The sequence below is a fragment of the Armatimonas rosea genome (assembly GCF_014202505.1).
GTDB classification, from domain to species: Bacteria; Armatimonadota; Armatimonadia; order Armatimonadales; family Armatimonadaceae; genus Armatimonas; species Armatimonas rosea.
Map to the genome: position 1 here is coordinate 488,821 of NZ_JACHGW010000001.1, position 24,330 is coordinate 513,150.

The following is a 24,330-nucleotide window of genomic DNA, read 5'->3' on the forward strand; positions in this document are numbered from 1 at the left end:
ACCGCGATAAAATGCGCCCATGACCCCGCTCCCTCTCACGCCCTACCCGGAGCTCCCCGCCGAGCGAACGCGCTGGATCCTGGAGCGCCGCGGCCCCAAAAAGACCCACGACCCCACGCGGCCCTACGGCTGCTTTGTCGAGGAGGAGCCCGGCCCCGATGGGACGCTCTGGGAGTGCCACACGCTGCTGCTGACCAACCGGGAGTGCGCCTTCCGCTGCTTGATGTGTGACCTCTGGCAGGACACGCTCGACACGCCCACCGCACCTGGTGCTATCGCCGCCCAGCTCGCGAGCCTCCAGCCCCCTAGCCCCCGCCGGGTACCCTCTGGGTGTGGGGAATCTAGGCGGTATGCGCTGAAGCTCTACAACGCGGGGAGCTTCTTCGACCCAGGACAAGTGCCGGTCGAGGACTACGCGGCTATCGCGGCTGCGGCCAAGCCGTTCGACCGGGTGATTGTGGAGAGCCACACGGCGTTTCTGCGGGGCGCCCACGCCGCGCGGGTGCTGGCCTTTCAAGCCGCGATCGCACCCGCAACGCTTGAGGTGGCGATTGGGCTAGAGACGGTCCACCCGCAGGCTCTCGAAAAACTCAATAAGCGCATGACGGTCGAGGAGTTCCAGGCCGCGGCGGCGTTTCTGGCGGAGAATGCAATCGCGCTTCGGGTGTTTCTGCTGGTGCGCCCGCCGTTTCTGAGCGAGGAAGAGGGCGTCGCGTGGGGCTGCCGCTCCCTAGACACTGCGGCGGCGTGCGGCGCGACCTTTGCGGCGCTGCTCCCCGTGCGGGCGGGCAATGGCGCCCTGGAGGCGCTGGCCGCACAGGGCCACTACGCTCCCCCAAACCTGGTCAGTGTTGAGACCTGCCTGCGCTACGGCCAGAGCCTGAGCACGACGATGCGGGTCACCGCCGATCTCTGGGATATCGAGCCCTTTGTCCGCACCGCTGCCGACCGGGCCTGTGTGGAGCGCATCCGAGCCCTCAACCGCAACGGAACCTAGAGGGCGCGGCGCATGGTGATATCGTTGGGGCCAACACGGACAATCTCAAAGCCAAGGCGCTCGTAGAGGCGGACAGCGGGGTTGCCGGGGGTAACACTCAGGCTCACCGCGGGAAACTGGGGGCGTGCCTGCTCCAGGGTCGCCAAGATTAGCTGGGTCCCGACCCCAAAGCCGCGCCAGGCAGGCTGCACGGAGACCACCAGCTCCGGGGTGAGGTCATCGACATAGCCGTAGCCGGGTGCATCGTGCGAGAAGAGGCGCAGCCAGGCCGCCCCGATACTGGTCTGGGGGGTCCTCCAAGCCAGCATCCCCTGGTCCCCAAAGCGCTGCCCCCAGCCCTCGGTGTAGCGTGCCAGCTCTGGCAGGAGCAAGAGCTCACGGGGCAGGGGAGGCTCGCCAGGTGAGGTGTAGAGAGAGTGGTAGAGTGCCTCAGAGAGCAGGGCGGAGTCTGCGGGGGTGAGGGGACGCACAAGAAGACCCGAGAGTGGCGAGACCATATAGCAAGTCCCCTAGAGCAAGCCTCGTGCCAGAGCGTAACCGGAACCTCGTAAATTTCGTTGGTGTGGTATGGATGAAAACAAGTTTATGGGCTGTTTATTAGGAGCCGCGGTCGGGGATGCGATCGGGCTACCCGTCGAGGGCCTCGCCCCCGAGCGGGCGCAGCGGCTCTTTGGCCCGCTCACGCAGCACCGGCTTTTCTTGGGGCGTGGCTTTGTCAGCGACGATACCGCGCACGCTCTCATGACCGCCCAGGCGCTGGTTGCCTCGGGAGGCGAGCCCGAGCGCTTTGGCCGGGAGCTGGCGTGCCGTCTACGGCTCTGGTTTCTGAGCCTGCCGCCCGGCGTGGGCCTCGCCACGGCGCGTGCCTGCCTGAAGCTGCTGGTGGGCTTCTCCTACAAAAACGCCGGCGTCTTCTCCGCAGGCAACGGCCCGGCGATGCGCGCCCCGATTATCGGGCTGTTCTGCGCCGCCGATCCCGACGACACCCGCCTGCGTGCCCTCGTGCGTGTCTCCACCCGCCTCACCCACACCGACCCCCAGGCCGAAGAAGGCGCCCTCGCCATTGCCAGAGCAACCACTTCCTCCCCCTTCGCAGCGAGGAACGAGCGATTGCCGGAGGGGGTAGCGAGCTGTGCGAGCTGGGGGAGGCCGGTCTCTGGCTACATCGTCCACACCGTTGCAGCCGCGCTCGCGCTCACCGCACGCCACCCCGACAATCTTCGCGACGCTGTGATCGAGACAGTGGCCTTGGGCGGCGACACCGACACCGTGGCCGCGATTGTGGGCGGGCTGGTCGGGGCATGGGTGGGCCGCGACGGCATCCCCACCGACTGGCTCGCCGGCTTGATCGAGCCGTGGTGGAGCGAGCAGCGCATCGCGAAGCTCGCCCGCCAGTGCGCCGAGGTCGCCGCCAGCCGCACCCCCCAGCGCCCCGACCGGAATTTCTGGCTGGCGACCCACACCCTCCTCTGGCCCATCGTCCTCTTCCACGGCTTCCGGCGGCTCTTTCCTCCCTACTAGCTCGGGTATCATTCCCCCATGCTCTCTAAGCCCGCCGCGATCTTGCTGGATATCGACAACACGGTCTATGCCTACGCGCCCTGCCACGAAGCAGGCCTGAAGGCAGCGTTTCTCGTGAGTGAGCTCTCCGACGAAGCAGAGTTTCGGGCGGCCTACGCCGAGGCGCGGGAGCAGGCAAAGCACGCCATCGCCGATACGGGCGCGGCGCACTGCCGCTTGCTCTACTTCAAGCGCTTGCTGGAGAACCGGCTGGGGCGCACGGCACCTACGGCGAGCCTGGCGCTCTACAAGGCCTACTGGGACGGCTACCACGCGGCGATGCAGCTCGATCCGGGCGTGCGTGAGCTGCTCTCCCTCTGGCGCGATGCCGGCGTCCCGACCGCGTGGGTCACGGACTTCACCACCGAGCAGCAGCTCCGCAAGCTCCAGACCCTGAGTATCGCGGATTCTGTGACCTATCTTGTCACGGCGGAGGAAGTGGGGGCCGTCAAGCCCGACCCACGCGGCGTCGATGAGGCTCTCGCGCGGTTTGGGATCGCCCCCGGCCCCGGTGTCTGGTTTATCGGCGATGACCCCAAGCGCGACCGAGGTGTCGCCGAGGCACGCGGCCTGACCTTTCTCTGGCGGGACCGCACCGATAAGGGCTTTTGGGACAGGCTACATGCCGCCACAAAATGGTAGGGGCTAAACAGTATCTGTCTCTATCACACCCAGATCCCGGAGATGCGTTTCTAGATCAGCAAAGGCTCCAAACAGTGCGGGGGTATCCGCAAAGGCTTTGCGGGCCTCGGCGAGAAACTCCTCAATTTCCTCGTAGTGCTGCTCTGGCTCGTCAACAGGCTGCCAGGTCTGTTTTCGGCGACCCAAAAACTGCTGGATGGCGGCTAGTTCGTGAACGTGCGTGTCCATGGAATCAGGCAAGTTCTGATAGAGCAAACGCGCAGGAGAAGATTCGGGAAAGAGTGATGTATAGATTGCCTTGGTTGTCAGTTCCGGCGCGAGTGTCTCAGAGCCCACGATCGCATCCCAGACGGTTCGGCTGATGAGGCAGTACGGTATGGGTTGCCCTTTCCAAAGTACAACATGACCTATAGTCACATTGCGTTCGATACAGCAAAGCAAGTCCTCCAGGGTCTGAATGGGGTAATACCGCTCTCCCTGAAAAAACTCCTTGTCTAGCTGAAACTCACCCGTCCCAAGATGGGCCAGAAAGAAGTCTACAACAAGCTTTGTGTGACTGTCTTCCTCAATCCTATCAATTGCTCCCAGACGATTGTAGGTGCCTTTGATTCCCAGAGTGAATGGGCTGAAGTGCCCCTCGAACGGGAACAACAACACCATAACTGCCTTTTCGTAGCGCAGGCTAATCCCCGTAATGGAGCAGCGATGATCGTAGAATCCCATTGTTTTGGTTCCTCTCTAGACCGAATTATGCCTGCCAGAGGGGGGCGCATGCTAGGCTGGTCATGACCGCATCTAGACGAAAGTCGAGCATGGCCAGCTGGAACTTGTAGGCGGGGATGTCCTGCGGGCGGCCCCAGCGCTCGGGGCAGACGAGGCAGGTCTTGAGACCGCTGAGCTGCGTTTTCACTGTTTCGTCGAGCGGCAGGCGGGTGTTGCTGTCGATCCAGACCCAGTCCACGCGCTCTTTGTAGGCTAGCGCCGTCTCGATGCTCTCGTCCTCGGAGTACCGCACCGCAATTGCACGCTCCCCCTGGCGGCTGGCGCGGTAGAGATAGGGAAACTCCACATCCAGCAGAAAATAGCGCTCGATCCCGCGCTCCCGCACGAGCCGCAGCACCTCGGTCTCGATTCCCGCCTCCTTGATATTGAGCACGAGCAGGCCGTGGCGGTAGGTTTCGAGATAGTCCACGAAGGCATCGGCCTCTCTCTCACGAAACGCATCGTGGTGCAGGTAGAGCTCGCTCCCACGGGCCCGAAGATCGATCTCCGCGCCGAAGTGTGTCGGGACGCTCTTGAGGCCCTCAATGGTGTTGATGCGATGTACGACGATTTCCATGGCTGGTTTTGAGTGTTCTGCGGAGCGCGAAGATATAGGCGAGGGTGCGCTTGATGAGCTTGACCTTGCCCTTCATCGTCCCGCCGCCCTTGGCCTCGCCGTGCTCCCGCTTTCCAAAGACAACCTCTTGCTCAAGGACCGTGTAGCCGCGTGTCTTGGCTTCGTAGAGGAAGAACAGGTCGAGCGAGAAGTCCGTGGGGGCGTGGTCGAGGAGGGGGACAAAACTGCGTGGGAAGAGCTTGGGCTGGGCGTTGATGTCGTGGAGCCACTGCCCCAGCGCCGCGCTGGAGAGCCAGGCCATCCCCGCGGTGAAGAACTCGTCGACGAGCGGCCGGTTCTTGCGGCGGCCCTTGACCACGGTCTTCTCGGGGTGTGCGCTCTGGAGTAGCTTCTCGTAGGCGGCGAGGATATCGCGTGGGTCGGTCTGCAGGTCGGCGTGGGACCAGGCGATAAACTCCCCCCGCGCGGCGCGGACTCCCGTGAGAATCCCGTGGCCGTAGCCCTGGTTCTGGGCGATCTCGACCACCCGAATGGGGAGCGTGTGGGTCGCCTGGAGCTCCGCAAAGACCGCGGCGGAGCGGTCCGTGGAGCCGTTATTGACCAGCAAGACCTCAACACCGGGCTGGTGCGTGAGAATCTCGCTCAGCACGGCGTAGATCTTGGGCAGGTTCCCCGCCTCGTTGTAGCAGGGAAGCACGATACTTAGTGGGAGGGAGTCATCCATTGGGAAACCTTCAAGCGCGATGACAGGCAGAGCAGGAAGATCAGCTGGGTGCAGCCCTCTAGCCCGTCCTCAAAGTGGAAGCTTGCGCTGAGCTCATCGGGGTTGGGGATCAGCTGGGCGGCCAGCTCGGTGAGCGCCTCGGCGGAGATGGTCCCCTCCAGCTCCAGCTCCTGCCAGCGGCCGTCGATAAAGGGCTCGTAGTGGCGGATGCCGATCCCGGTCGCGCCGAGCAGCTCCACCAGCCCCGAGAAGTTGAAGCTATTGAGCGCCTGGACATGCAGGCAGAGCGGCGGGTTGGTGTTGTAGTCGCCGGGGCGGAGCGGCTCCAGGGTGCGCCAGGAGACAATCAGGTCCGCGAGCTCCCGCTGCGCCAGAATATACTTCTCTCGGTCCGCCGCGCGCTTGTCGAGCTGGGCCAGCACCTGCTCGGTGGAGTAGCCGCGCTCGGCCTTGTCGCGCTGGACCTTCCAGAGGCGGCGGACGTCCTCTTGCGGGTCCAAGAAGATACGCAGGTCGTAGAGCGCGCGGAGCTGCAGGAGCGAGAGGGAGTGCAGGCCCTGGAACAAGATAAAGGGCTTGGGGGCCACGGCCTGCTCCTCGGTGAAGCGGCCGGTCGCGTGGTCGTAGTGCGGCTTGTAGATCGTGTTCTCAGACGCCAGCGCGAGGGCGTGCTCCACCTGCTGGTGCAGGTTGTTGGCGCGGACATCAAGGTGGGAGTAGGTCTTCCAGGACTCGTGCCCACGCGGCCACTTGTGGTAGTCGTCGCCGGCGATCACCTCCAGTTGCTCCGCCCCGATCAGCCGCTCTATCCCATGGGTGAGCGTGTCCTTGCCCGAGCCGCTGTCGCCCGCCAGCCCGATCAGTACGGGGCGGTTGCGGTCCCGGTAGACCTGGTTGCTGCGGACCCCGAAGAGGTAGCTGGAGAGCATCACCCCGGCGAGCCCCGCCTCGAAGATCGTGAACGAGAGGCTCGGCCAGAGCGTGTTGCCGCAGAGCGCATGGGTCAGGCTGGTCTGCTGCGCTGCCCACGCGGGAGCGACCAGCGCGAGCGACTCCAGCGCATCGGACTGGGGGCCGAGCAGGAAGTTGAGGAAGTAGCCCACGATCAGCAGGGCGTAGGGCAGGCCGTACTTGCGCGGCTGGCGGCAGAGCACGGCGATCAGAAACGGGGTGCTCCAGAGGATGTAGGCCGGGCGCGGCGGCACCAACAACACCAGAGTCGCAAAGACCAGGTTCAGGTAGACCAGCAGCAGGTCCCAGTTGCGCTTCGGGTAGCAGAAGAAGCGCACGCAGAGCAAGAGAATCACCAGCGGCGCGAGCAGGATGCCCTGTCCCAAGTCTCCTCCGACCGGCAGGCGAAAGGCGAGCAGGCGGCGGCTCTCCTCGGTGCCAAAGACCATCTGCCGGAACGCGGGATGGCCCACAAAGGGGAAGAGGCAGACCACCAGCACCGCCAGCGCGATCACGACGTAGCGTGCCGTGCTCTGCCAGCCTTTTTTCTGCGCGACATAGATAAAGAAGAACGGCGCGGCGGCCAGCAGGTGCGCCTTGGTCGCCAGCGCAAACCCCAGCCAGAGCGCCGCGCTCTGGTAGCGCTCCTGGCGCAGGCCGCGTAGGGCGCAGAGAAAGAGCGCGGTGGGGATGATATCGAGCTGTCCGTGCCAGTAGCAGATGTAGAGCACGAGGGGGTTGCACCAGTAGAGCCAGAGCACACGGGACTTCTCCCGCGGAAACCACGAGAGCAGCACGCTCAGGATCGCCAGGTCGCAGGCCAGCAGCGGAAGCCGAAAGACCAGGAGGTGGCCAAAGCTGACGGTCTCAACCCCGCCGGGGAGCAGCGCCGCAAAGAGCTGGCGTGGCACGGCGAGCGCGTAGAGCATCAGGGGGTTGTAGGGAAAAAGATCGGTGCGCCCCTGCGCCATAAAGTGCTGGTAGGGGTCCTGGTAGCCCGAGAGGACGTAGTAGTTGACAAACGGGATAAACAGCTCCCGCAGGTAGTGCGACGCGAACAGCGTCCCCAGCAGGAGCTTGACAACCAGGACACCCCAGAACAGGTGGCTACGCACGGGCATCGGTCTAGGCTCGGGCTCGCTGGGCGAAGTAGCCCGCCCAGTAGTCGTAGGTGCGCACATCGTCGGGGACCCCGAAGCAGAGGTAGTGCTCCACGGGGAAGACCTGCGCGGTGTGGCCTTGCTCTAACAATAGATTGATGCTGGAGTCCACATAGAACTCGCCGTTGACCCGCAGGTTCTGGGCGATCAGCGCATCGGCGGCGGCGAAGAAGTACTTGGCTTTCCTAAACCAGAACGCCCCGATCACCCCGTGCGCCTGCCGAATGTCGCCGTCGGGGGCCTGCTTGCAGAGGACCGTCTTGGCGTTGCCGGTGGTCTCATCGAGCGCCACCCAGCCGTACTGTTTGGGGTTGCGGTTGGCGTGCGGGTGGTTCTGGAAGGTCCAGATCAGGCAGTCCGGGCCGCTGGCGCTGCGGGTCAGCATGTCGTAGTGCAGGGCATCGTAGACAAAGGCGGCATCGCAGGGGGCGATCAGCAGCGGTGCCTCCGGGTCGATCTGCTCGCGCGCTAGCAGGCAGGTGCAGGCCTGCCCCTCGGTGAGTGTCTCGACCGGCAGGAGTGTCAGGTTGCGGCCGTCCTGGCCCATGTACTCCGCCAGGCAAGAGCTGGTCAGGTGCTCGGTGCGGCAGGCGGCGATCCAGTGCTTGGCGGCGGGCAGCGAGCGCAGGGCACGGGCAATCATGGGAGTCCCATCGACCGGCACGAGCGGCTTGGCGACCTTGTAGCCCTCCTGGGCAAAGCGCATCCCCGCGCCGGCCATGGGGATAAGATTGGTGCCAGGCATCTCCGCGAGCTCGGGCGCCCAGCCGTCTTTCTCGGCGTAGTGGCTAAAGTAGCGCGACCACGCCAGGTACTCTTCCAGGTCCTCGGGGGTGCCCCACTGGAGAAAGTGCTCTAGCTCGTAGACCCGCACGGGCTCGTCTTTCTCGACCAGGAGATTAAAGGGCATGCTGGCGTAGAACTCGCCGTTGGTGCTCAGGTCGCGCTCGACCGCCTCATGGAACGTCGCCTTGAGCAGCGCCCCGGAGCGGAAGTAGTAGGTCCCCGACGATGCAAACTCCTGCAGGCGGTTTTCGGTGAAGCAGTGCTTCTCCTGAATCTCCCGCATCTGGAGCGTGGCTTCGTCGTGGCGCAGATAGGCGTAGAGATTCGGCCCGAGGGAGTGGGGGTGGAAGCCGCGGTAGGCGGTGACACAGCCGGCGGGGTTCTCGCGCTCCATCGTGGCTTTAAAGTCCGCGTAGTCCCAGCCCACCGAGAAGTCCGTGTAGTTCAGCACCACGGGCTGGTCGTCCTTGATCCATGCCGCCGCTTGCAGGGCCGCCCAGACCGGGCCGCGCTTATGCGGCGCGATCCCGACAATCTTGCCCTGGGGGGCGAGGCGCTCCAGGGTCGGGCGGAGCGCAGGGATGGTCTCCAGGGCATCTTGGCCACAGATAAACAGAAAGTCGCTCTCGCCGGGGAACATCCGCACGACATGCTCGATCATGGGCATGCCCTCGACCTCGATCAGCGGCTTGAGCGCCGTGTAGCCCGCGCGCTGAAAACGGCTACCCTGGCCGGAGAGGGGAATTACGATTTGCATCTGTTTTTTATCGGTTGCTCGCTCGTATTATCTTCAGGCTCTAGCCGAAGAACTTTCCTGCCAAAAATACGGAGGTGAAACCCCACTCCCTACGGCAGAAACTCCTCCTGCTGGTCAGCTTTGTCCTGGTCTTCCTGGCGATTCGTGTCCAGATCATTACGGACGATGGGGAGGGGACACTCTCGGTGGATCTGAACATTACGGGGCTCTCACCACAAGAGGACCCCCAGGTTCAGGTGTTTGCGCTCTCGGCTCTGGGAGAGGCGACTCCCTTGGCTCACCTGGATGGCACCACGCGCTGGCGGCAGGCGTTTCTCTACAAGACCCAGACCCTGCGGATCTATCTACCCCCGGCCGTCCTCCAAAAAAAGCTTCCTCTGACCGTGACCTGCGCGGGGCGCGTGCTCTTGGAGACCGACACAGCGACACTCGCCACGACCTGGACACCGGTTCCCAAACCGACCGGGCATCCGTCGCCGCTGGTTGCCCTGGACTCCCCGCCCCGCCTGCGAGGCACTTTTGGCACTCTCAACGGCCCCGAGCTCACTCCGTACGGGGAGGTAGGGGCGCAGGCGCTGGCGCTTTTGGGGGTCGGGTTTGGCCTGGTTTGGCTGAGCGAGTGGCTCGCGCCAAGGCTCCAGCGCCCCCTGCGGATCCTGCACCTCTGTCTTAGGCAACGTCCCGCGCGGGCGTATCCGACGGCGACAGAGCGCGTCTACCGGCTGGGAGGGCTCGCCTGTCTCGGGGGCTCTCTGGTGTTGCTGGTGCACGGTAAGCGCTACGGGTTTGTCCACGACGACAATATCACCCAGTTCTTGCCCGTGATTCTCCAGGGCTGTGAGAGCCTCTTTCGGGGGATCTTTCCCACCTACAACCCCTTCGAGCTCATGGGAAGCCCGACTGCCAGTGTGGGAACCTATGCCTTGACCTACCCGCCGACATATCTCTGCTACGCCGTGGCACGCTGGCTCTTCCACGATACCTACCTCACCCTCGATCTCTTTGAGGTGCTTCATCTCGCCCTGGGGTACCTGGCGACCTTTAGTCTCGCGCGACGCCTGGGGCTCCGGCCCGCGCTGGCGCTCTGTGTCGCCCTGTCGTTTGTGCTGTGTGGCTACTTTGTGGTCTACACCCGCTGCTGGTTTTACATGGGACCCGTGGCGCTCTGGACTCCCCTGCTCCTGCTCGCGCTCCTGCCCCTCACCGACCCCAAGCCCTTGACCGTCGGCTGGCCGCTGCGTACGGGGCTGGTGCTCGGCCTGTACTTTCACGCGGGCAACGCCCAGATGTGGATCTACACGCTCTTATGTGCTGCCTGTCTGCTGCTCCTGTGGCAGCGGACGGGCCAGCTGGTGCGGGGGCGGCTCTGCTGGATCGTGGCGGCGCTGCTGGTGGGGCTTGCGATCGCCGCCCCGCTCCTGATTGTCCAGAGCATGGAGGTTGTGGGGATCCGGCGCAGTGCCAACATCAAGGCGGGGGTCCTTCCGGGGCTCTTTGCGATGCTCCTCCCGACTCCCTTGGTCAAGGTTGCCATGCCCGGCATGTGGATGACCACAGGGCCTTGGAAGCACCTGGCGAACTTCTCACCGCTGTACTTCTGTGGTCCGTTTCTCCTGGGGACCGCGTTTCTGGGGCTCCTCTCGCCGAGCTGGTTTTGCTGGAGCCGACGCTTGGTAGGCGCGAATGTCTGGCTACTCTGCGGGGCGCTGGCCCTGGCGATCTGCCTGGGGGAGTGTGGGGGAATCTCGCAGCTCCTGGTGCTCTTGCCCGTCTTCAATAAGTTTCAGCATAGCTGGAAGTTTCTACCGCTTGTGGCGCTGTTCTGCGGGCTGGGCGGGGCACTGATGATCGAGCGCTGGCTCCGTCTACAGCGCCATCCCCAGACACACGAGCGTCTGCTGACGATCCTAACCCCGGCACTGCTTGCCTACAATGCCTTTGTCTCCCAGCCCGTCTTAACCCTGCCAGATGCTCCGTACGCGCCCCTGCCCGAGTCGGTGCGTGCCTTGGTGCTCGATCCTCGTGTGCCCCTGCAGCGGAGCATGGCGCTGGCTCCCTGGCTCCCGGAGTGGAGGGACCCTGGCTTGGTGGCGGGCCTGAGCCAGAACTTCGCGACTGTCTATGGCGTGCCGATGCTGGAGGGCTACGACCCCCTGGTGGCGAAGTCTCCGCTGAACGTGCGCCTCGCGGATCGCCTCTATGCCAATACCGCCGCCCCCCGGGCTCGCCAGGACTTCGACCCAACCCCACTGGTCGAGCCCCTGACCGCCCTGCGCCGCTACGGGGTGCGCTGGGCCTTGCTGACAGAGGGCTACAAGGAGATCAAGGGCATCTATGCGCTTGAGAAGGCCCTGAAGGACAACGGGAGACTGCACAAGGCCACACGGCACACACAGGTGCGCGAGCTCTCCGGGTACGACCCACTCGCCTTTGTCGAAGGAGCCCCGGAGCGCGCGCTGCCTATCGCCCTAACCGCTGAGGGAGTGCGGGTCACGCTGGGAGGAAGCGCCGCAGGGACCCTGACGGTGAACTTTCTGGCGCGCGAGCAGCTCCATGCCTATGTCGATGGCAAGCGTGTCCCGAGCACGAAAGACAGCTGGGACCGGGTGCGTGTCGCCGTGCCTACGGGAGCCCAGGCACTTACCCTGCGCTACGAGCCCGCCTGGGGGAAGGGATTTCTGGTGAGTGGCATCTTGCTCCTGATGGCTCTCGGGGCGATGTACGCCGCCACAAAAATTGCAGATTCCCCGGATTAGATGGTAGTAAGGGAGCCATGCAGAAGACCGCCCGTATCACCATCAATGTCACCGAGACCTATCCGATCTCCCCACTGATCTACGGAGTGAACTTCCCCGACTGGAGCGGGATGCGTGGGCTCACCGTTCCTCTTGCGCGCCAGGGGGGAAACCGGATGACCGCCTACAACTGGGAGACCAACGCCAGCAACGCCGGCTCGGACTGGAAGCACCAGAACGATGCGTACTTGGACAAGACCGACGAAGCAGGCCACACGACACGGGTCTTCCTGGAGGGTGCTCTGCGCCACGGTGCCACCGCGATCTTGACGGTCCCGATGGCGGGCTACGTGGCGGCGGACAAAAAGGGCGATGGCGATGTCAACCAGACCCCCAACTACCTGGCGACCCGCTTTCGGCGCTCCCTGCCCAAGAAGCCCGGGAAGCTTGTCTATCCTCCGAATCCCCAGGACGATGCGGTCTACCAGGATGAGTTTGTGGCGTGGGTGGAGAAGCAGAAGGGGGCGGGGACGGTCTGGTACGCGCTGGACAACGAGCCCGATATCTGGGCGGGCACCCACGCGCGCATTGTCCCCAAGACCCCGACCTACGCCGCGTTTCTGGAGCGCAGTATCGCCTACACCGCCGCGATAAAGTCCGTGGCGCCTCGTGCCAAGGTCTGCGGCCCCGTGAGCTACGGCTGGCAGGGCTTCCGGCGCTTCCAAGACGCCAGCGATGCGGGCAACCGGGACTTTCTGGACTTCTACCTGGATGGCATGCACGCCGCGGAGAAAAAGACCGGCAAGCGGCTGCTAGATTATTTGGACATCCACTTCTACCCCGAGGCCCAGGGCGCTGGCGGGCGCATCACCGAGGACAAGCCCGGCAATGCGGAGGCACGGATTCAAGCCCCCCGCTCGCTCTGGGACCCGAGCTATGTGGAGAAGAGCTGGATCACGGACTCGCTGGGCAAGAAGCCCATCGCGCTCCTGCCGCGCCTCTTGAAACAGATCGAGACCCACTACCCCGGCACGAAGCTGGCGATCACGGAGTACCACTACGGCGGGCGCAACGAGATCAGCGGCGCACTCTCCCAGGCCGATGTTCTGGGGGTCTACGGCCGCTACGGGGTCCACGCCGCCTGTATCTGGGGGATGAGCGCCAAGGACACGGCGCAGCTCGCGGGATTTAGAGCGTTTGCGGGCTTTGGTGAGCTCGGGCTGAAGGTGACGGGCGAGACCCCTGCGGAGGACTCGGTCTATGCGGCGCGTAGTCGCAAGAAGCCCGGTGTCGTGCGGGTAGTGCTCCTCAACAAGACCGAGCAGCCCCGCGCCTTTACCCTCGCGCTCAAGGGAGCAACCGTCAAGGTGGCGACCGCGACCGTGACCACCGCCAACAACCTAGGCCAGGCAACGAGCCTCCCCGCAGGAGTCCAGGACGGCAAGGTGCTCCTCACCGCCCCAGCGCTGAGCCTGGTTACTTTGGAGCTACGCTAGCCCCTCATTATGGCTGGAACGGCCTTCGTGTCGGAGCCTGCGACGACAGCAAGACGCCCCCGTTTATGGGGGCGAGACGCCCCCCTCCAACGGGGGCGACCAAACCGAGAAGGTCATCCCCGTTTGGAACGCGAATCTGACAGGTAATGAAGAAACAACGCTTTAGCCCCGCGATTGTCCCGGTCGGGGCAGGAAGCTACACGACCGTGCTACCCCCCGGTGCCAAGGAGCCGGGAGTGGCTCCCTTTGTGACGGCCTCGGTCAAGCGCCCCGTGCCCACCAACGACTGGTGGAGCTCGCTGGCGTTTCTCCCGTTCTCCAACCAGATGTTCCCCCACCCGCTCGGTCTCCAGGCGGGGGCAAGGGGTCTGCGCCTCTACTACCCCGGAGTCGGCTACACCGCCAACCCCGAGGGGATCTTCACGGCGATCCAGCCCGAGCCGCATGACCTCACGATCGGCCACTCCGCACACCCCACCTTCCCCGATGCCCGTGTCGAGAGCTGGAGCGACTGGTTTGTGACGGCGGCCTTTGGCCCCCAGCTCCACCTGACCTTTGGCCACGGCTCCCCCTTTGTCTACGGCAAGCTCGAGGGCGGCGACCCGACCTTTCGCTTTGCGAGCCCCCCGACGGTCTTTGCGGGCGACAGCAAGAGCGCCGTGCTGGGGGTGCGTGTCCAGGGCCGCGCCTACGCCCTCTTTGGCCCAAGTGGCTGTGTCTGGGAGGGGGTGGGGACGGCGCAGCTTACCTGCAAGAGCGGGGGCAAGTCGTACTTCTCGGTGGCGCTGCTTCCTGATAGCAACCCCGAGACACTAGCACTCTTTGCGAGATACGCGCACAACCATGTCACGGACTCAAAGGCGTCTTGGAGCTACGACGAGAAGGCGAGCAAGGTCACGACACGCTATACCTTGACCGTGAAGTCCTACGAGGGGGGGGCGCCGGGGACGCTCTACGCGCTCCTGCCGCACCAGTACCAGCGGAGCCGCGATCCCCTCACGGGCCATACCTACCAGTGCGCCCGCGGTGTCCTCAAGCTGGCAGCCGGAACGGGCTTTACCACGACCGTGCCCTTCCACGGGGTCCTGCCCCAGCTCCCGGATCTAGGGACTTACGACAAGGCGACACTCACGAAGTACCTCGACACCGATGCGGCCGGCTACAAGCCCGAGCTGGTCGATACCTACTGGACCGGCAAGTTCCTCGGAAAGCTCGCCACCCTCGCCGCCCTCGCCGATGCCACGGGCGATCAGGCGGCCAACCAGCAGTTTAAGCCCCGGCTCAAGGCGCTCCTGGAGGACTACTTTACGGCAAGACCGGGCAAGACCAAGGGGCTGTTCTACTACAACAAGCCCTGGGGGACCCTGATCGGCTACCCGGCGTCGTATGGCAGCGATGAGGCGCTCAACGACCATCATTTCCACTACGGCTACTTTATCCGCGCCGCCGCCGAGCTGGCGCGCCAGGAGCCGCAGTGGGCCGCGCCCGAGAGGTGGGGCGGGATGGTCAAGCTCCTTATCCGCGACTGCGCCAACCCGGACCGCGACGATCCCCTGTTCCCCTTCTTGCGCAACTTCGACCTCTACGAGGGCCACACCTGGGCCGATGGCAAGGGCGACTTCGCCGATGGCAATAATAATGAGTCGTCGTCGGAGGCCATGAACGCCTGGACCGGGATGATCCTCTGGGGGGAGCTCATGGGCGATAAGAAGCTCCGCGACACGGGGATCTTTCTCTACGTGACAGAGAAGGACGCGATCGATACCTACTGGTTCGATGTCAACAAGCTCTACCCCAAGGCCTTCACCCGCTCGCTGGCGTCGATGGTCTGGGGGGCGAAGGCGGTCTTTGCCACCTGGTTCTCCGGCGACCCGATCCACATGCACGGTATCAACCTGCTCCCGGTGCAGAGCGGCTCGCTCTACCTGGGGACCCACCCCACCTACATCAAGGAGAACCTGACAAGCCTCGCCGCCGAGCGTGTCGCCCACGATAAGAAAGACCCCAAGTTCGATCCGAGCAAGCCCCCGCGCACGGGCAAGAACTGGGGCGGCTGGGGCGATGTGATCCTGATGTACCAGGCCCTCGCCGACCCCGCGGCGGCGCTGGCAAGCTGCAACTTCGAGACCCAGGAGATCGAGCAGGGCAACTCCCGCGCCAACTTCTACCACTGGGTGCATTTCCTCAACAAGGTCGGCCAGGTGGAGACGAGCGTGACTGCCGACACGCCGCTCTATGGCGTCTTCAAGAAAGGCACCCAGCGCACCTACGTGGTCTACAGCCCCACGGCGCAGCCGCGAAAAATCACCTTCTCCGATGGTAAGGTTGTCACCACGAAGAAAGCGGGGCTGACTATCTCCAGTCGCCCATGAGGACAAAGGGTGCCCAGTAGTACGGGTGTGCGTGCTTTTGGCTCTGCAGGAGCGTGAGCGCCGCCTGCCGCAATGCCGCACCCTTGCCCTGTTTCTTGGTGGCTAAGTTGCTGTAGAATCCCGCCATGAGTGTCGCCGTGCTGGCATCGTCCACGGCCCACTGGCTCACCACTTGTGTCGGGCAGCCTGCGACAAAGAGCGCCCAGGTGAGGCCAATCACGCCATCCCCGGTTCGCTGAACGCCCCGCGCTGTGTTACACGCGGACAACACAACCATTTCCGCTGACAAGTCCAAGTCGAAGATCTCCCGTGCTGTGAGAAAGCCATCGTCCTTGCTGCCCGAGCTCGGTTGTGCCAGCACGAGGGAAGAGAGAAGTGGGCTTGCATCATTGAAGAAGCCGTGCGTCGCAAAGTGCAAGTACTTGTACTTGCTGGCTTCCAGCTTTGCTCTGCCTTCTTGCGCCGCGCTGCCGGTCATGAGAGTTGCGGTTGGGAAGAGCTTCTTGAGGGCATCGGCCTCTCGTTGTGTGCCCGGAAGTGCGACAATGGCCTTGCCCCGTGAGACGCTATCGAAAGCACGGGAGGGAGAGTCAATGGGTCTGCTTGGTGTGTCGATGGGCCGGGAGGGAGTATCGATAGGCCGCGACGGTGTGTCGATGGGCCGACTTGGCGTATCTATCGGCCGGGAGGGGGTGTCGATCGGACGGCTTGGTGTATCAATGGGACGGCTTGGCGTGTCGATAGGCCTTTGTCCGGGTAGATTGTCCAGATCGCCGAAGCGCTTGGTTGAGCCGAAGTCTGGGTTGGCGATTGCGAGTAGGGTTTGCGTGGGTTGCTTTCGATCTGCCTTCACCGTCAGCGCGGCTTGGACGCCGGTTGCGGAGTAGGCGTAGGAAATCTCGTAGCGCTGTGCGAGGAACTGGCCGTTCATGAGCAAGGCTTGAAACGGGACATCCCAGAGCGCTCCGTCGGGGCAGATGACGAGGCGCTTGACGCCCGTGAGCTGCTTTGCAGCCGGGGCGAGCAGGAGCTTGTGGAGCTCGGTGGCGAGCGGTTTGTAGTCCTTGCGCGGGTCGGCACAGGCGGAGCGAAGGGCCGTCGCCTTACTGACCAAGCTCTTGTAGACAATGGGGAGGATAAATGCGTTTACTCCTTTTGAGGTGACAACGAAGAGGGCCAGCTTCTCTTGACTCAGCACAATGTAGTCCAGAAGTGCCGTGTCGACCGGAAGGAGTTTGGCAATATCGGCGAGGTTTGCCGTCTTGGCGGCACGTTTTTGGGCGAACTCGGGATGACGGGAGTAGAGTGTGTCAGTGAGGGTTTGGAGGGCACGCTCGGTTTTGATCAGCTCTTCTTTCAGTGCGGCGTAGCGCTTCTTCGCCCCGACCTCGTTCTCTACCCCTTCTCTCACCATCTGAGCGTTGATAAAGTTAGCTTGTTGTTTGAGATCCTGCTCTTGTGCCCGCTCCTCGGGAGTTAGTGAGCCACTTAGCTCCACCCGGCCCGCCGCCAGTAGGTCTAGCAAACCCCGCGCCTTGGTCTTCTGTGCCAGTGCAAAGGCCTCCTCCCCTTGGCGAAGGTGCAAGAGTAGCTCCAAGTAGTGGTAGTAGGCGGTAAGGTTTGCCGTGAGGAGGGCGCTCTTGGCCTCCGTGTAGCCACCGAGCTGGGTGCGCTGGCTCTCGTAGAAGGCCACGGCCTTCTGGAAGTAGGGGAGGGCTTGGGAGTACTTTCGTGAGTTGCGCAAGACAATCCCGAGAGTATAGAGCACATCTGCCTCTCCTTTTCGGCTGCCCACGGACTGATAGAGGTTACGTGCCTGCTCCAGGAGAGTGAGAGCCTTCTCCACTTGTTTTGTATTGGCCGCAACCGCGCCCAGGCTAGCGAGGACATCAGCCTCAAGCGCCGTGCGACCACTTGCTCGAAGGAGCCGAAGGGCGCTCTCGAAGTAGGTGCGGGCTTTGGCAAAGTTGGCTTGTGCGTGGTAGGTCGCCCCGATATTCCGAAGCGTATTGCCCTCGCCGTTTTTGCTACCCATCGCTCGGTAGACCGTGAGGGCTTTCTCGTAGGTGCGGAGGGCAGCGGCGTGTTCCCCGAGGGCCTGATGGAGCGTCCCGAGCGAGTTGAGGGTGTTGGCCTCGCCACTGCGTTGCTGGATGGCCTGATAGAGCGTGAGGGCTTGCCCAAAGAACTCTTTTGCCTTAGCGGGCTGGCTGAGTCGCAGGTAGACATTGCCGATTCCTTGGACAGTGTTGGCCTCGCCGCTCTTGTCCCCGATCCCTCGGTGAAGCAGGAGGGACTGCTGGAAGTTGCTGAGGGCCTGTGGGAACTGGCCAAGGGCGCTCTGGAGGGTAGCGAGGCCATGGAGGGACGCCGCCTCGCCGTAGAGGTTGCTACGGGTACGGCAGAGCACCAGCGCTTTCTCGAACGCCTCTAGCGCCTTCAAGGGCTGGCCTGCTTCCGAGTAGATCTCGCCCAAGAGCCTCTGGATATCCCCCTCACTCTCGGTGTCGCCGATAGATTTCTTCAGGGCAATGGTCTGCTCCAGATACTTCAGTGCCTTCGCGGGCTCCCCAAGGGTGGAGTAGAGATTGCTGATATTGCCCAGCGTGTTGGCCTCGAAGTTCTTGTTGCCCGTCGCTTGGTGGACAGGCAGGGCTTGCAGGTAGGTTTCCAACGCCTTGTCCGGCTTTCCAAGCTGGGTATAGACAATCCCGATATTGGTGAGGGTGGCCCCTTCGCCATTCTTATTACCGAGGTCGCGGAAGAGGGGGAGAACCTGCTGGTAGTACGCCAGCGCCTTGGGAAAAAGCCCCTGGTTGAGTGAGAGGATCCCCAGATTTCCGAGCGTGTTGGCCTCGCCTGCTCGGTCTTTGCGTTCTTGGTAGAGCGTGAGCGCTTTCTGGTAGTTGTCCTCCGCCTCTTGAGGACGGCCTTGGTTCATCAGGACAAAGCCAAGATAGCTGAGGGTGACCACCTCGCTGGAGCGATCTTTTTGGGAGCGTGCTTGGGTGAGAGCACTCTGCAAGAGGCGTAGTGCCTCAGGGAAGTTGCGCTGGCGCTGGGCATCCAGGGCGCGATCCAGCAAGGCCTGGACCTCGGGGTTGGGTTTTGTCTGTGCTGGGATGGAAGTCATCTCAAGCGGAATTATAACATGGGGGTGCTAACGGCTATCTCCAGTCGCCCATGAGGACAAAGGGTGCCCAGTAGTAGGGATGCGCGTGCTTTGGATTCTGCAGGAGCGCGAGCGATGCCTGCCGCAATGCCGCCCCCTTGCCCTGTTTCTTGGTGGCTAAGTTGCCGTAGAATCCCGCCATGAGTGTCGCTGTGCTGGCATCGTCCACGGCCCACTGGCTCACGACTTGGGTCGGGCAGCCTGCGACAAAGAGCGCCCAGGTGAGGCCAATCACGCCATCCCCGGTTCGCTGAACGCCCCGCGCCGTGTTACACGCGGACAACACAACCATTTCCGCTGACAAGTCCAAGTCGAAGATCTCCCGTGCTGTGAGAAAGCCATCGTCTTTGCTGCCCGCGCTTGGCTGTGCCAGCACGAGGGAAGAGAGCAAGGGAGAGGCATCGTTGAAGAAGCCGTGGGTCGCAAAGTGCAGAAAACGGAATTTCGTTGCTTCTGCCTTTGCGGTGCTTTCCTGTGCCGCGCTGCCCGTCATCAGGGTTGCGCTGGGAAAGAGCCGCTTGAGTGCATCGGCTTCGCGCTGTGTGCCCGGAAGTGCGACAATGGCCTTGCCCCGTGAGACGATGTCAAAAGCGCGTGATGGAGAGTCAATGGGACGAGAGGGTGAATCGATAGGCCTAGACGGTGAATCGATAGGCCTAGACGGTGTATCAATAGGTCTGCTCGGCGTATCAATGGGCCGTGATGGTGTGTCGATGGGGCGACTCGGAGTATCAATGGGACGTTGCCCTGGCAGGTTATCGAGGTCGCCGAAGCGCTTGGTTGAGCCGAAGTCTGGGTTTGCGATTGCGAGTAGGGTTTGCGTGGGTTGCTTGCGTTTGGCTTTAGTGGTCAGTGCGGCCTGTGCGCCTGTTGCGGAGTAGGCGTAGGAAATCTCGTAGCGCTGTGCGAGGAACTGGCCTCCGGTGAGCAGAGCTTGAAACGGGACATCCCAGAGCGCTCCGTCGGGGCAGATGACGAGGCGCTTGACGCCCGTGAGCTGCTTTGCTGCCGGAGTAAGCAGGAGCTTGTGAAGCTCCGTGGCGAGCGGTTTGTAGTCCTTGCGCGGGTCGGCGCAGGCGGCGCGAAATGTTGCGGCTTGGGTGACGAGCTTGGGGTAGCTAAGCGGCAGGGTGAGTGCCTTGACCCCACGGTGCGTCGCGACAAAGAGCGCCAGTGTCTTTTCGGAGAGCACGACATACTCCAGTAAGGCCGTGTCGGGGGGGAGGAGCGTGGCGAGCCCGGACAGAGTGACGGTCTTGGCGGCCTGAGCCTGCGCAAGCCGCGGATGGGTGGCGTAGAGGGTATCGGTGAGGGTCTGGAGCTGGCTCTCGGTCTTTTGGAGCTCCTGCTTGAGCGCGGCGTAGCGCTGCTTCGCGCCCACCTCGTTCTCGACTCCCTCCTTGACCATCTGCTGGTTCAGCGTATCCGCTCTCTCGCGGAGGGCCTGGAGTTTTTGGCGCTCGTCGGGCTGGAGCTCGGCGCTCAGATCGACTCGTCCCGCGGCCATGAGGTCGAGGAGCGAGCGTGCCTTGGTCTGCTGGGCGACCTCGAAGGCACGCGCCTCCTTGCCCTGCGCCAGCAGGAGCTGCAGGTAGCGGTAGTAGATCTCCAGGGTGCCTGCCAGGACGGTCGACTTGGCCTCGGTCAGCCCCCCGAGCCGGGTGCGGAGCCGCTCTAGCGACTCGATGGCCTGGGCGTAGTGCGCCTCCGCGCTGGCGGGACGCTTCAGCTGCTCGTCGGTGAGGGCGAGCTGGCTGAGGGCGCTGATCTCCCCCGTACGCTCGCCTGTCTCACGGTGGATCGCAAGCGCTTGTTGGAGGTAGGGGAGGGCCTTTTGGGGCTGCTGGAGCGCACTATAGGCCTTGCCGACACTGGTGAGGGTCTTCCCCTCCCCGCTACGGTAGCGGAGGGCCTGAAAGAGTGTGAGCGCCTGCTGGAAGGCGGCGAGTGCCTTCTGCGGCTGGCCCTGCTTCAGGTAGCTATCTGCCTGGTTGTGGAGGACGGTCGCCTCCCCTACCTTGTTGCCCAGCGCCCGGTAGAGCGTCCCCGCTTGCCCAAAGAGCTCCTGCGCTCGCTGAGGCTGGCCCTGCGTCTTGTGGAGAATGGCCATGTTGTTGAGGACATTGGCCTCGTTGTGCTTCTCCCCGGCCGCACGAAACAGGGGGAGGGCACGCTGGTAGAACTCCAGGGCCTTCTGTGGCTGCCCGAGCATGTCGTAGAGGTTACCGAGGTTGTTGGCGGTCTGGGCCAGTGTTGTCTTGTTTTTGAGCGTCTCCAGAGTGGGCAGGGCCTTGAGGTAGAACTCCAGGGCCTTCTGCGGCTGGCTCAGTGCCTGGTAGACATCGCCCAGCTTGCTCAGAATCTCCGCCTCCCGGGCCGTGTCGCCGAGGGCGCGGGTGGGGGGCAGGGACTGCTCCAGGTACTCCAGCGCCTTGAGCGGCTGGCCGATCATGTTCGCCAGCACCCCAAGGTTGCTCAGGGCCATCGCCTCCCCCTTGGCATCCTTGTTGGCGCGGTGGACACGCAGGGCACCCTCAAAGGACTCTTGGGACTTTTTCGGATCGTTCTGCTCGACGTAGAGCAGGCCCAGGAAGTTGAGGCTCACGCCCTCTTGCCGCAGGGAGCCTAGCTCGTGGTAGAGGGGGATGGCCTGCTGGTAGTACTCGATCGCCTTCGCGGTCTGGCCCTGGCGGCGGTAGATTCCGGCGGTGATGTAGAGGCTACCGGCCTCCCCGATCCGGTCCTTAAGCATCCGCGCTTTTTCGATGGCTTGGGAGTAGAGCTGTAGGGCTTTCTCGGGGTCTCCCGCGGAGTTCGCTTGCTGCGCCTGCCGCACAAGCTCCATGACCTCAGGAGCTGCCTTCTCCAAGACTTGCTGCATGCTATTGCGATTAAGAGTCATGCCAGGATGATACCTGCACGCTCGAAGATAGACTATGAACTATGCGACAGTGGGGCTGTGGAGTTCTCCTCGCTGAGGGCCCAGCCGCGCTGCGCCTCGGGGGAGAGGAGGCTTGCCTCGCGGCGGAGCGTGGCGAGCTCGGAGCTGGGGAGGGTGCCCGCGGTGGCGGCGCGGGTGAGCCACGCCTCGATCTCTTGGGCGAGGGGGGAGCGTACTTGTTCCAGGAGTAGGATTGAGCCAAGATAGAGCCGGACTGCCTTGCGGAAGTCCCGCTGGCTCTCCGCCACCTCCCCGAGGTTGGCGAGCATAAAGCCCAGCCCGAGGGTATTGCGAAGAGACTCGTAGTGGGGGACCGCCTCGCGGTAGTAGCGATTGGCCTTCTCCCACTCCTGGCGCTCAAAGGCCAGCACCCCAAGGTTATTGAGCGTCTCTGCGAGGCCCCGGCGGTCCTGGAGCGCGTGGCGGAGCCGGAGGGCCTCGGTGAGGTGTTGCTCGGCTTGGGTAGCCCGCGCCTCCCAGTCCTCGGGGGCACCGGAGCGGTCGCGGCGCAGGGTCACCCCCAGGTTGTTCTGGACAATCGCCACCCCCACTTGATCGCCGGCGGCCTCGAAGCTTGCCAGAGCCGCCAGGAACTGCGTGTGCGCGTCTGGGTAGTCCCGCTCCTGCATCGCGGCCTGGCCCAGGAGGTTCTGGGCGTGTGCCACCCCGAGCGCGTCTTGGAGGCGCGTGCTGATCGCCAGCGCCTCGTGAATGCACCGGCGGGTGCCGTCGGGCTGGTTAAAGTCCGCGTGGAGGCCCGCGCGCTCCAGGAGGAGCTTGGCACGCAGGGGAGCGGGTACGGCGGCCCCTAGCCCGAGCTCGATCGCCTCGACCGCCTCGTGGAGGAAGCCGTGGCGCTGGTGCAGGATGCCATTGGCAAGGGCCAGCTCCCCCAGGAGAAGGCTATCCCCCAGAGTCTGAGCCGCCTCCAGCGCGACCCGGAGGTTGGCTCCCTCTTTGGTGAGGGCTTCGAGTGCCTCGGCCTCTTCGGCGTCTCGGAGCTTCTGGAGCTGCACCTGCGCCAGACTCAGGAAGAACGCCGCATGCCGCTGAGAAGTCGCCTGGGCATCGTCGGGGTGTGCCGCCAGCTTCTCGGTCGCATACTCTCGGACCGTCTCCGAGAGCCGGTAGCGGGTATGGGCCTCCGCCTGGTCCGCGACCGCCAGGTTCTTATCGACCAGCGACGTGAGGAGATCCAGCACCTCCCAGTCCTCGATAGCATCGCCTGCACAGACCGCCTCCGCCGCGGGGAGTGTCCAGCCCCCGCTAAAGACAGAGAGGCGGTGTAGGAGCGCCTTTTCTTGGTCGTTGAGCAGGTCGTAGCTCCAGTCGATCAGGGCGCGCAGGGTCTGCTGGCGGGGTAGTGCGGTCCGCGAGCCCCCCGTGAGCAGGCGGAAGCGCTGGTTGAGCTTGGCATCGATCTCCTCCACCGAGAGTGAGCGCAGGCGTGCCGCGGAGAGCTCCAGCGCCAGGGGGATGCCGTCGAGGCGGCAGCAGAGCGAGGCGAGCGCCTTGGCGTTCTGCGCCGTGATCTGAAAGTCCGGGCGTGTGAGCCGGGCACGGTCCAGGAAGAGCTGCACGGCCTCAAACTGTGCGAGTGCCTCCGGGGTCTGGGGGCGGTGGCGGTCCGGGAGCGAGAGCGAGGGGACGCGGTAGGTCTGCTCTCCCAGCACCCCGAGGGCCTCGCGGCTGCTGGCCAGGATCTGGACACCGGCACACTGGCGCACCAGGGTCTCCGCCAGCTTCGCGGTGGCATCGATCAAGTGCTCACAGTTATCAAGGAGTATAAGGAGCTGTTTCTCTTTGAGCGCTATGGTCAGGGCGAGCTCCAGCGGGAGGTCGGATTGCTCCTTTGCGCCGATCGTGCTTGCGAGCGCTTGGACCACCTGGCAGGCGGTGTCGAGCGGGGCGAGCTCCACGAACCAGATGCCATCGGGGAAGCGCTCTAGAAGCTCCGCGGCGACCTGAAGCGCGAGGCGGGTCTTGCCGGTTCCACCCGCGCCCGTGAGGGTTAGGAGGCGTGTCTGCTGGAGGAGCTCGCGCACCGCGACCGTCTCACGCTCTCGCCCGATAAACTGGGTCACCTGCTGGGGGAGGTTGTTGAGGTGGGTGGAGAGCGACTTGATCGGGGGGAAGCTCGCCGTGAGCTCCGGGTGCTCCAGCTGGTAGACATGCTCGGGGCTGGTGAGGTCCTTGAGCTGGTGGATACCCAGGTCACGGAGCGACTCGGGGCCGGTGAGGGTGCCTAGGACCAGCTGTGCGGTGCTCTGGGAGAGGAGGGTCTGGCCTCCGTGGGCGGTGGAGAGGAGCCGCGCGATCCGGTTGAGGGGCGGGCCAAAGTAGTCGTTGTCCCGGCTCTCGACCGCGCCCGTGTGGAGCGCCATCCGCACCTTGAGCGGGGTGCTCTCCGGCCACGGCTCGGCCCCGAGGACCTGCTGTGCCTTGGACGCGGTCAGGACAGCACGCGTGGCATCGTCGAAGGCGACGCAGAAGGCATCCCCGACTGTCTTGAAGAGGTACCCGCCTCCCTCTTGGACGATCCCACGCAGGAGGGTGTCGTGGCGCGCGAGCGCGGCCCCCATCTCCTGGGGGAAGGCCTCCCAGAGGCGGGTACTGCCCTCGATATCGGTGAAGAGAAAGGTCAGTGTCCCTGAGGAAAACGGCGGGGGATCACCAGGCTGGCTCATGGGTGCCCCTA

Annotated in this window: 15 protein-coding genes; 6 read left to right on the top strand and 9 right to left on the bottom strand. The window is 64.0% G+C overall.

Translation table 11 applies throughout. From position 1 onward, the window contains the following. Positions 1–19: 19 nt before the first annotated feature. Positions 20–997, top strand: coding sequence for a radical SAM protein (locus HNQ39_RS02150; RefSeq protein ID WP_184192309.1), 978 nt, complete (start codon positions 20–22; stop codon positions 995–997). Here HNQ39_RS02150 and HNQ39_RS02155 read toward each other — a convergent pair. Further along, the gene (locus HNQ39_RS02155) at positions 994–1,494 is read right to left on the bottom strand and encodes a GNAT family N-acetyltransferase (protein ID WP_184192310.1); all 501 of its coding nucleotides are present in this window, start codon (positions 1,492–1,494) and stop codon (positions 994–996) included. The two genes, HNQ39_RS02150 and HNQ39_RS02155, sit on opposite strands and share 4 nt — an antisense overlap. Positions 1,495–1,564: 70 nt before the next feature. On the opposite strand from HNQ39_RS02155, the gene HNQ39_RS02160 reads away from it, so the two are divergent. Both HNQ39_RS02160 and HNQ39_RS02165 read left to right on the top strand, forming a co-directional pair. Further along, a complete protein-coding gene (locus HNQ39_RS02160) occupies positions 1,565–2,518 on the top strand; it encodes an ADP-ribosylglycohydrolase family protein (protein WP_184192311.1) in 954 nt (317 codons plus the stop codon). An 18-nt stretch (positions 2,519–2,536) separates the two neighbouring features. Beyond that, the gene (locus tag HNQ39_RS02165; protein WP_184192312.1) at positions 2,537–3,199 is read left to right on the top strand and encodes an HAD family hydrolase; all 663 of its coding nucleotides are present in this window, start codon (positions 2,537–2,539) and stop codon (positions 3,197–3,199) included. Positions 3,200–3,202: 3 nt separating this feature from the next. Here the strand turns inward: HNQ39_RS02165 and HNQ39_RS02170 are convergent, their stop codons facing one another. Genes HNQ39_RS02170 through HNQ39_RS02190 form a run of 5 tightly spaced genes read right to left on the bottom strand, consistent with a single transcriptional unit; the run spans position 3,203 to position 8,916 of the window. After that, positions 3,203–3,922, bottom strand: coding sequence for a hypothetical protein (locus HNQ39_RS02170; protein WP_184192313.1), 720 nt, complete (start codon positions 3,920–3,922; stop codon positions 3,203–3,205). 25 nt (positions 3,923–3,947) lie between these two features. Then, the gene (locus HNQ39_RS02175) at positions 3,948–4,538 is read right to left on the bottom strand and encodes a PI-PLC domain-containing protein (protein ID WP_184192314.1); all 591 of its coding nucleotides are present in this window, start codon (positions 4,536–4,538) and stop codon (positions 3,948–3,950) included. Continuing rightward, positions 4,504–5,262 carry a glycosyltransferase family 2 protein gene (locus HNQ39_RS02180; RefSeq protein WP_184192315.1) on the bottom strand — a complete coding sequence of 253 codons (759 nt, stop codon included), beginning with the start codon at positions 5,260–5,262 and terminating at the stop codon, positions 4,504–4,506. The genes HNQ39_RS02175 and HNQ39_RS02180 overlap by 35 nt, the downstream gene beginning before the upstream one ends. After that, positions 5,241–7,328, bottom strand: coding sequence for a hypothetical protein (locus tag HNQ39_RS30480; RefSeq protein ID WP_184192316.1), 2,088 nt, complete (start codon positions 7,326–7,328; stop codon positions 5,241–5,243). The genes HNQ39_RS02180 and HNQ39_RS30480 overlap by 22 nt, the downstream gene beginning before the upstream one ends. 10 nt (positions 7,329–7,338) lie before the next feature. Then, entirely contained in the window at positions 7,339–8,916 is a 1,578-nt protein-coding gene (locus HNQ39_RS02190; RefSeq protein ID WP_184192317.1) for an NTP transferase domain-containing protein, read from the bottom strand. Between the two features lie 74 nt (positions 8,917–8,990). On the opposite strand from HNQ39_RS02190, the gene HNQ39_RS02195 reads away from it, so the two are divergent. From HNQ39_RS02195 to HNQ39_RS02205, 3 genes are all read left to right on the top strand, one after another. Continuing rightward, complete coding sequence (locus tag HNQ39_RS02195) at positions 8,991–11,672, top strand: hypothetical protein (protein WP_184192318.1); 2,682 nt, start codon at positions 8,991–8,993, stop codon at positions 11,670–11,672. Between the two features lie 17 nt (positions 11,673–11,689). Then, a complete protein-coding gene (locus HNQ39_RS02200; protein WP_184192319.1) occupies positions 11,690–13,147 on the top strand; it encodes a glycoside hydrolase family 44 protein in 1,458 nt (485 codons plus the stop codon). Positions 13,148–13,293: 146 nt separating this feature from the next. Then, a complete protein-coding gene (locus HNQ39_RS02205) occupies positions 13,294–15,519 on the top strand; it encodes a glycosyl hydrolase (protein ID WP_184192320.1) in 2,226 nt (741 codons plus the stop codon). Here HNQ39_RS02205 and HNQ39_RS02210 read toward each other — a convergent pair. The 3 genes from HNQ39_RS02210 to HNQ39_RS02220 are packed head-to-tail and all read right to left on the bottom strand — an operon-like array spanning position 15,500 to position 24,319. Then, positions 15,500–18,652, bottom strand: coding sequence for a CHAT domain-containing tetratricopeptide repeat protein (locus HNQ39_RS02210; protein WP_184192321.1), 3,153 nt, complete (start codon positions 18,650–18,652; stop codon positions 15,500–15,502). The two genes, HNQ39_RS02205 and HNQ39_RS02210, sit on opposite strands and share 20 nt — an antisense overlap. 34 nt (positions 18,653–18,686) lie before the next feature. Further along, complete coding sequence (locus tag HNQ39_RS02215; protein WP_184192322.1) at positions 18,687–21,593, bottom strand: CHAT domain-containing tetratricopeptide repeat protein; 2,907 nt, start codon at positions 21,591–21,593, stop codon at positions 18,687–18,689. A gap of 32 nt (positions 21,594–21,625) precedes the next feature. After that, positions 21,626–24,319 (bottom strand): adenylate/guanylate cyclase domain-containing protein, encoded by a 2,694-nt coding sequence (locus tag HNQ39_RS02220; protein ID WP_184192323.1) that lies wholly within the window; start codon positions 24,317–24,319, stop codon positions 21,626–21,628. Between the last annotated feature and the right edge of the window lie 11 nt (positions 24,320–24,330).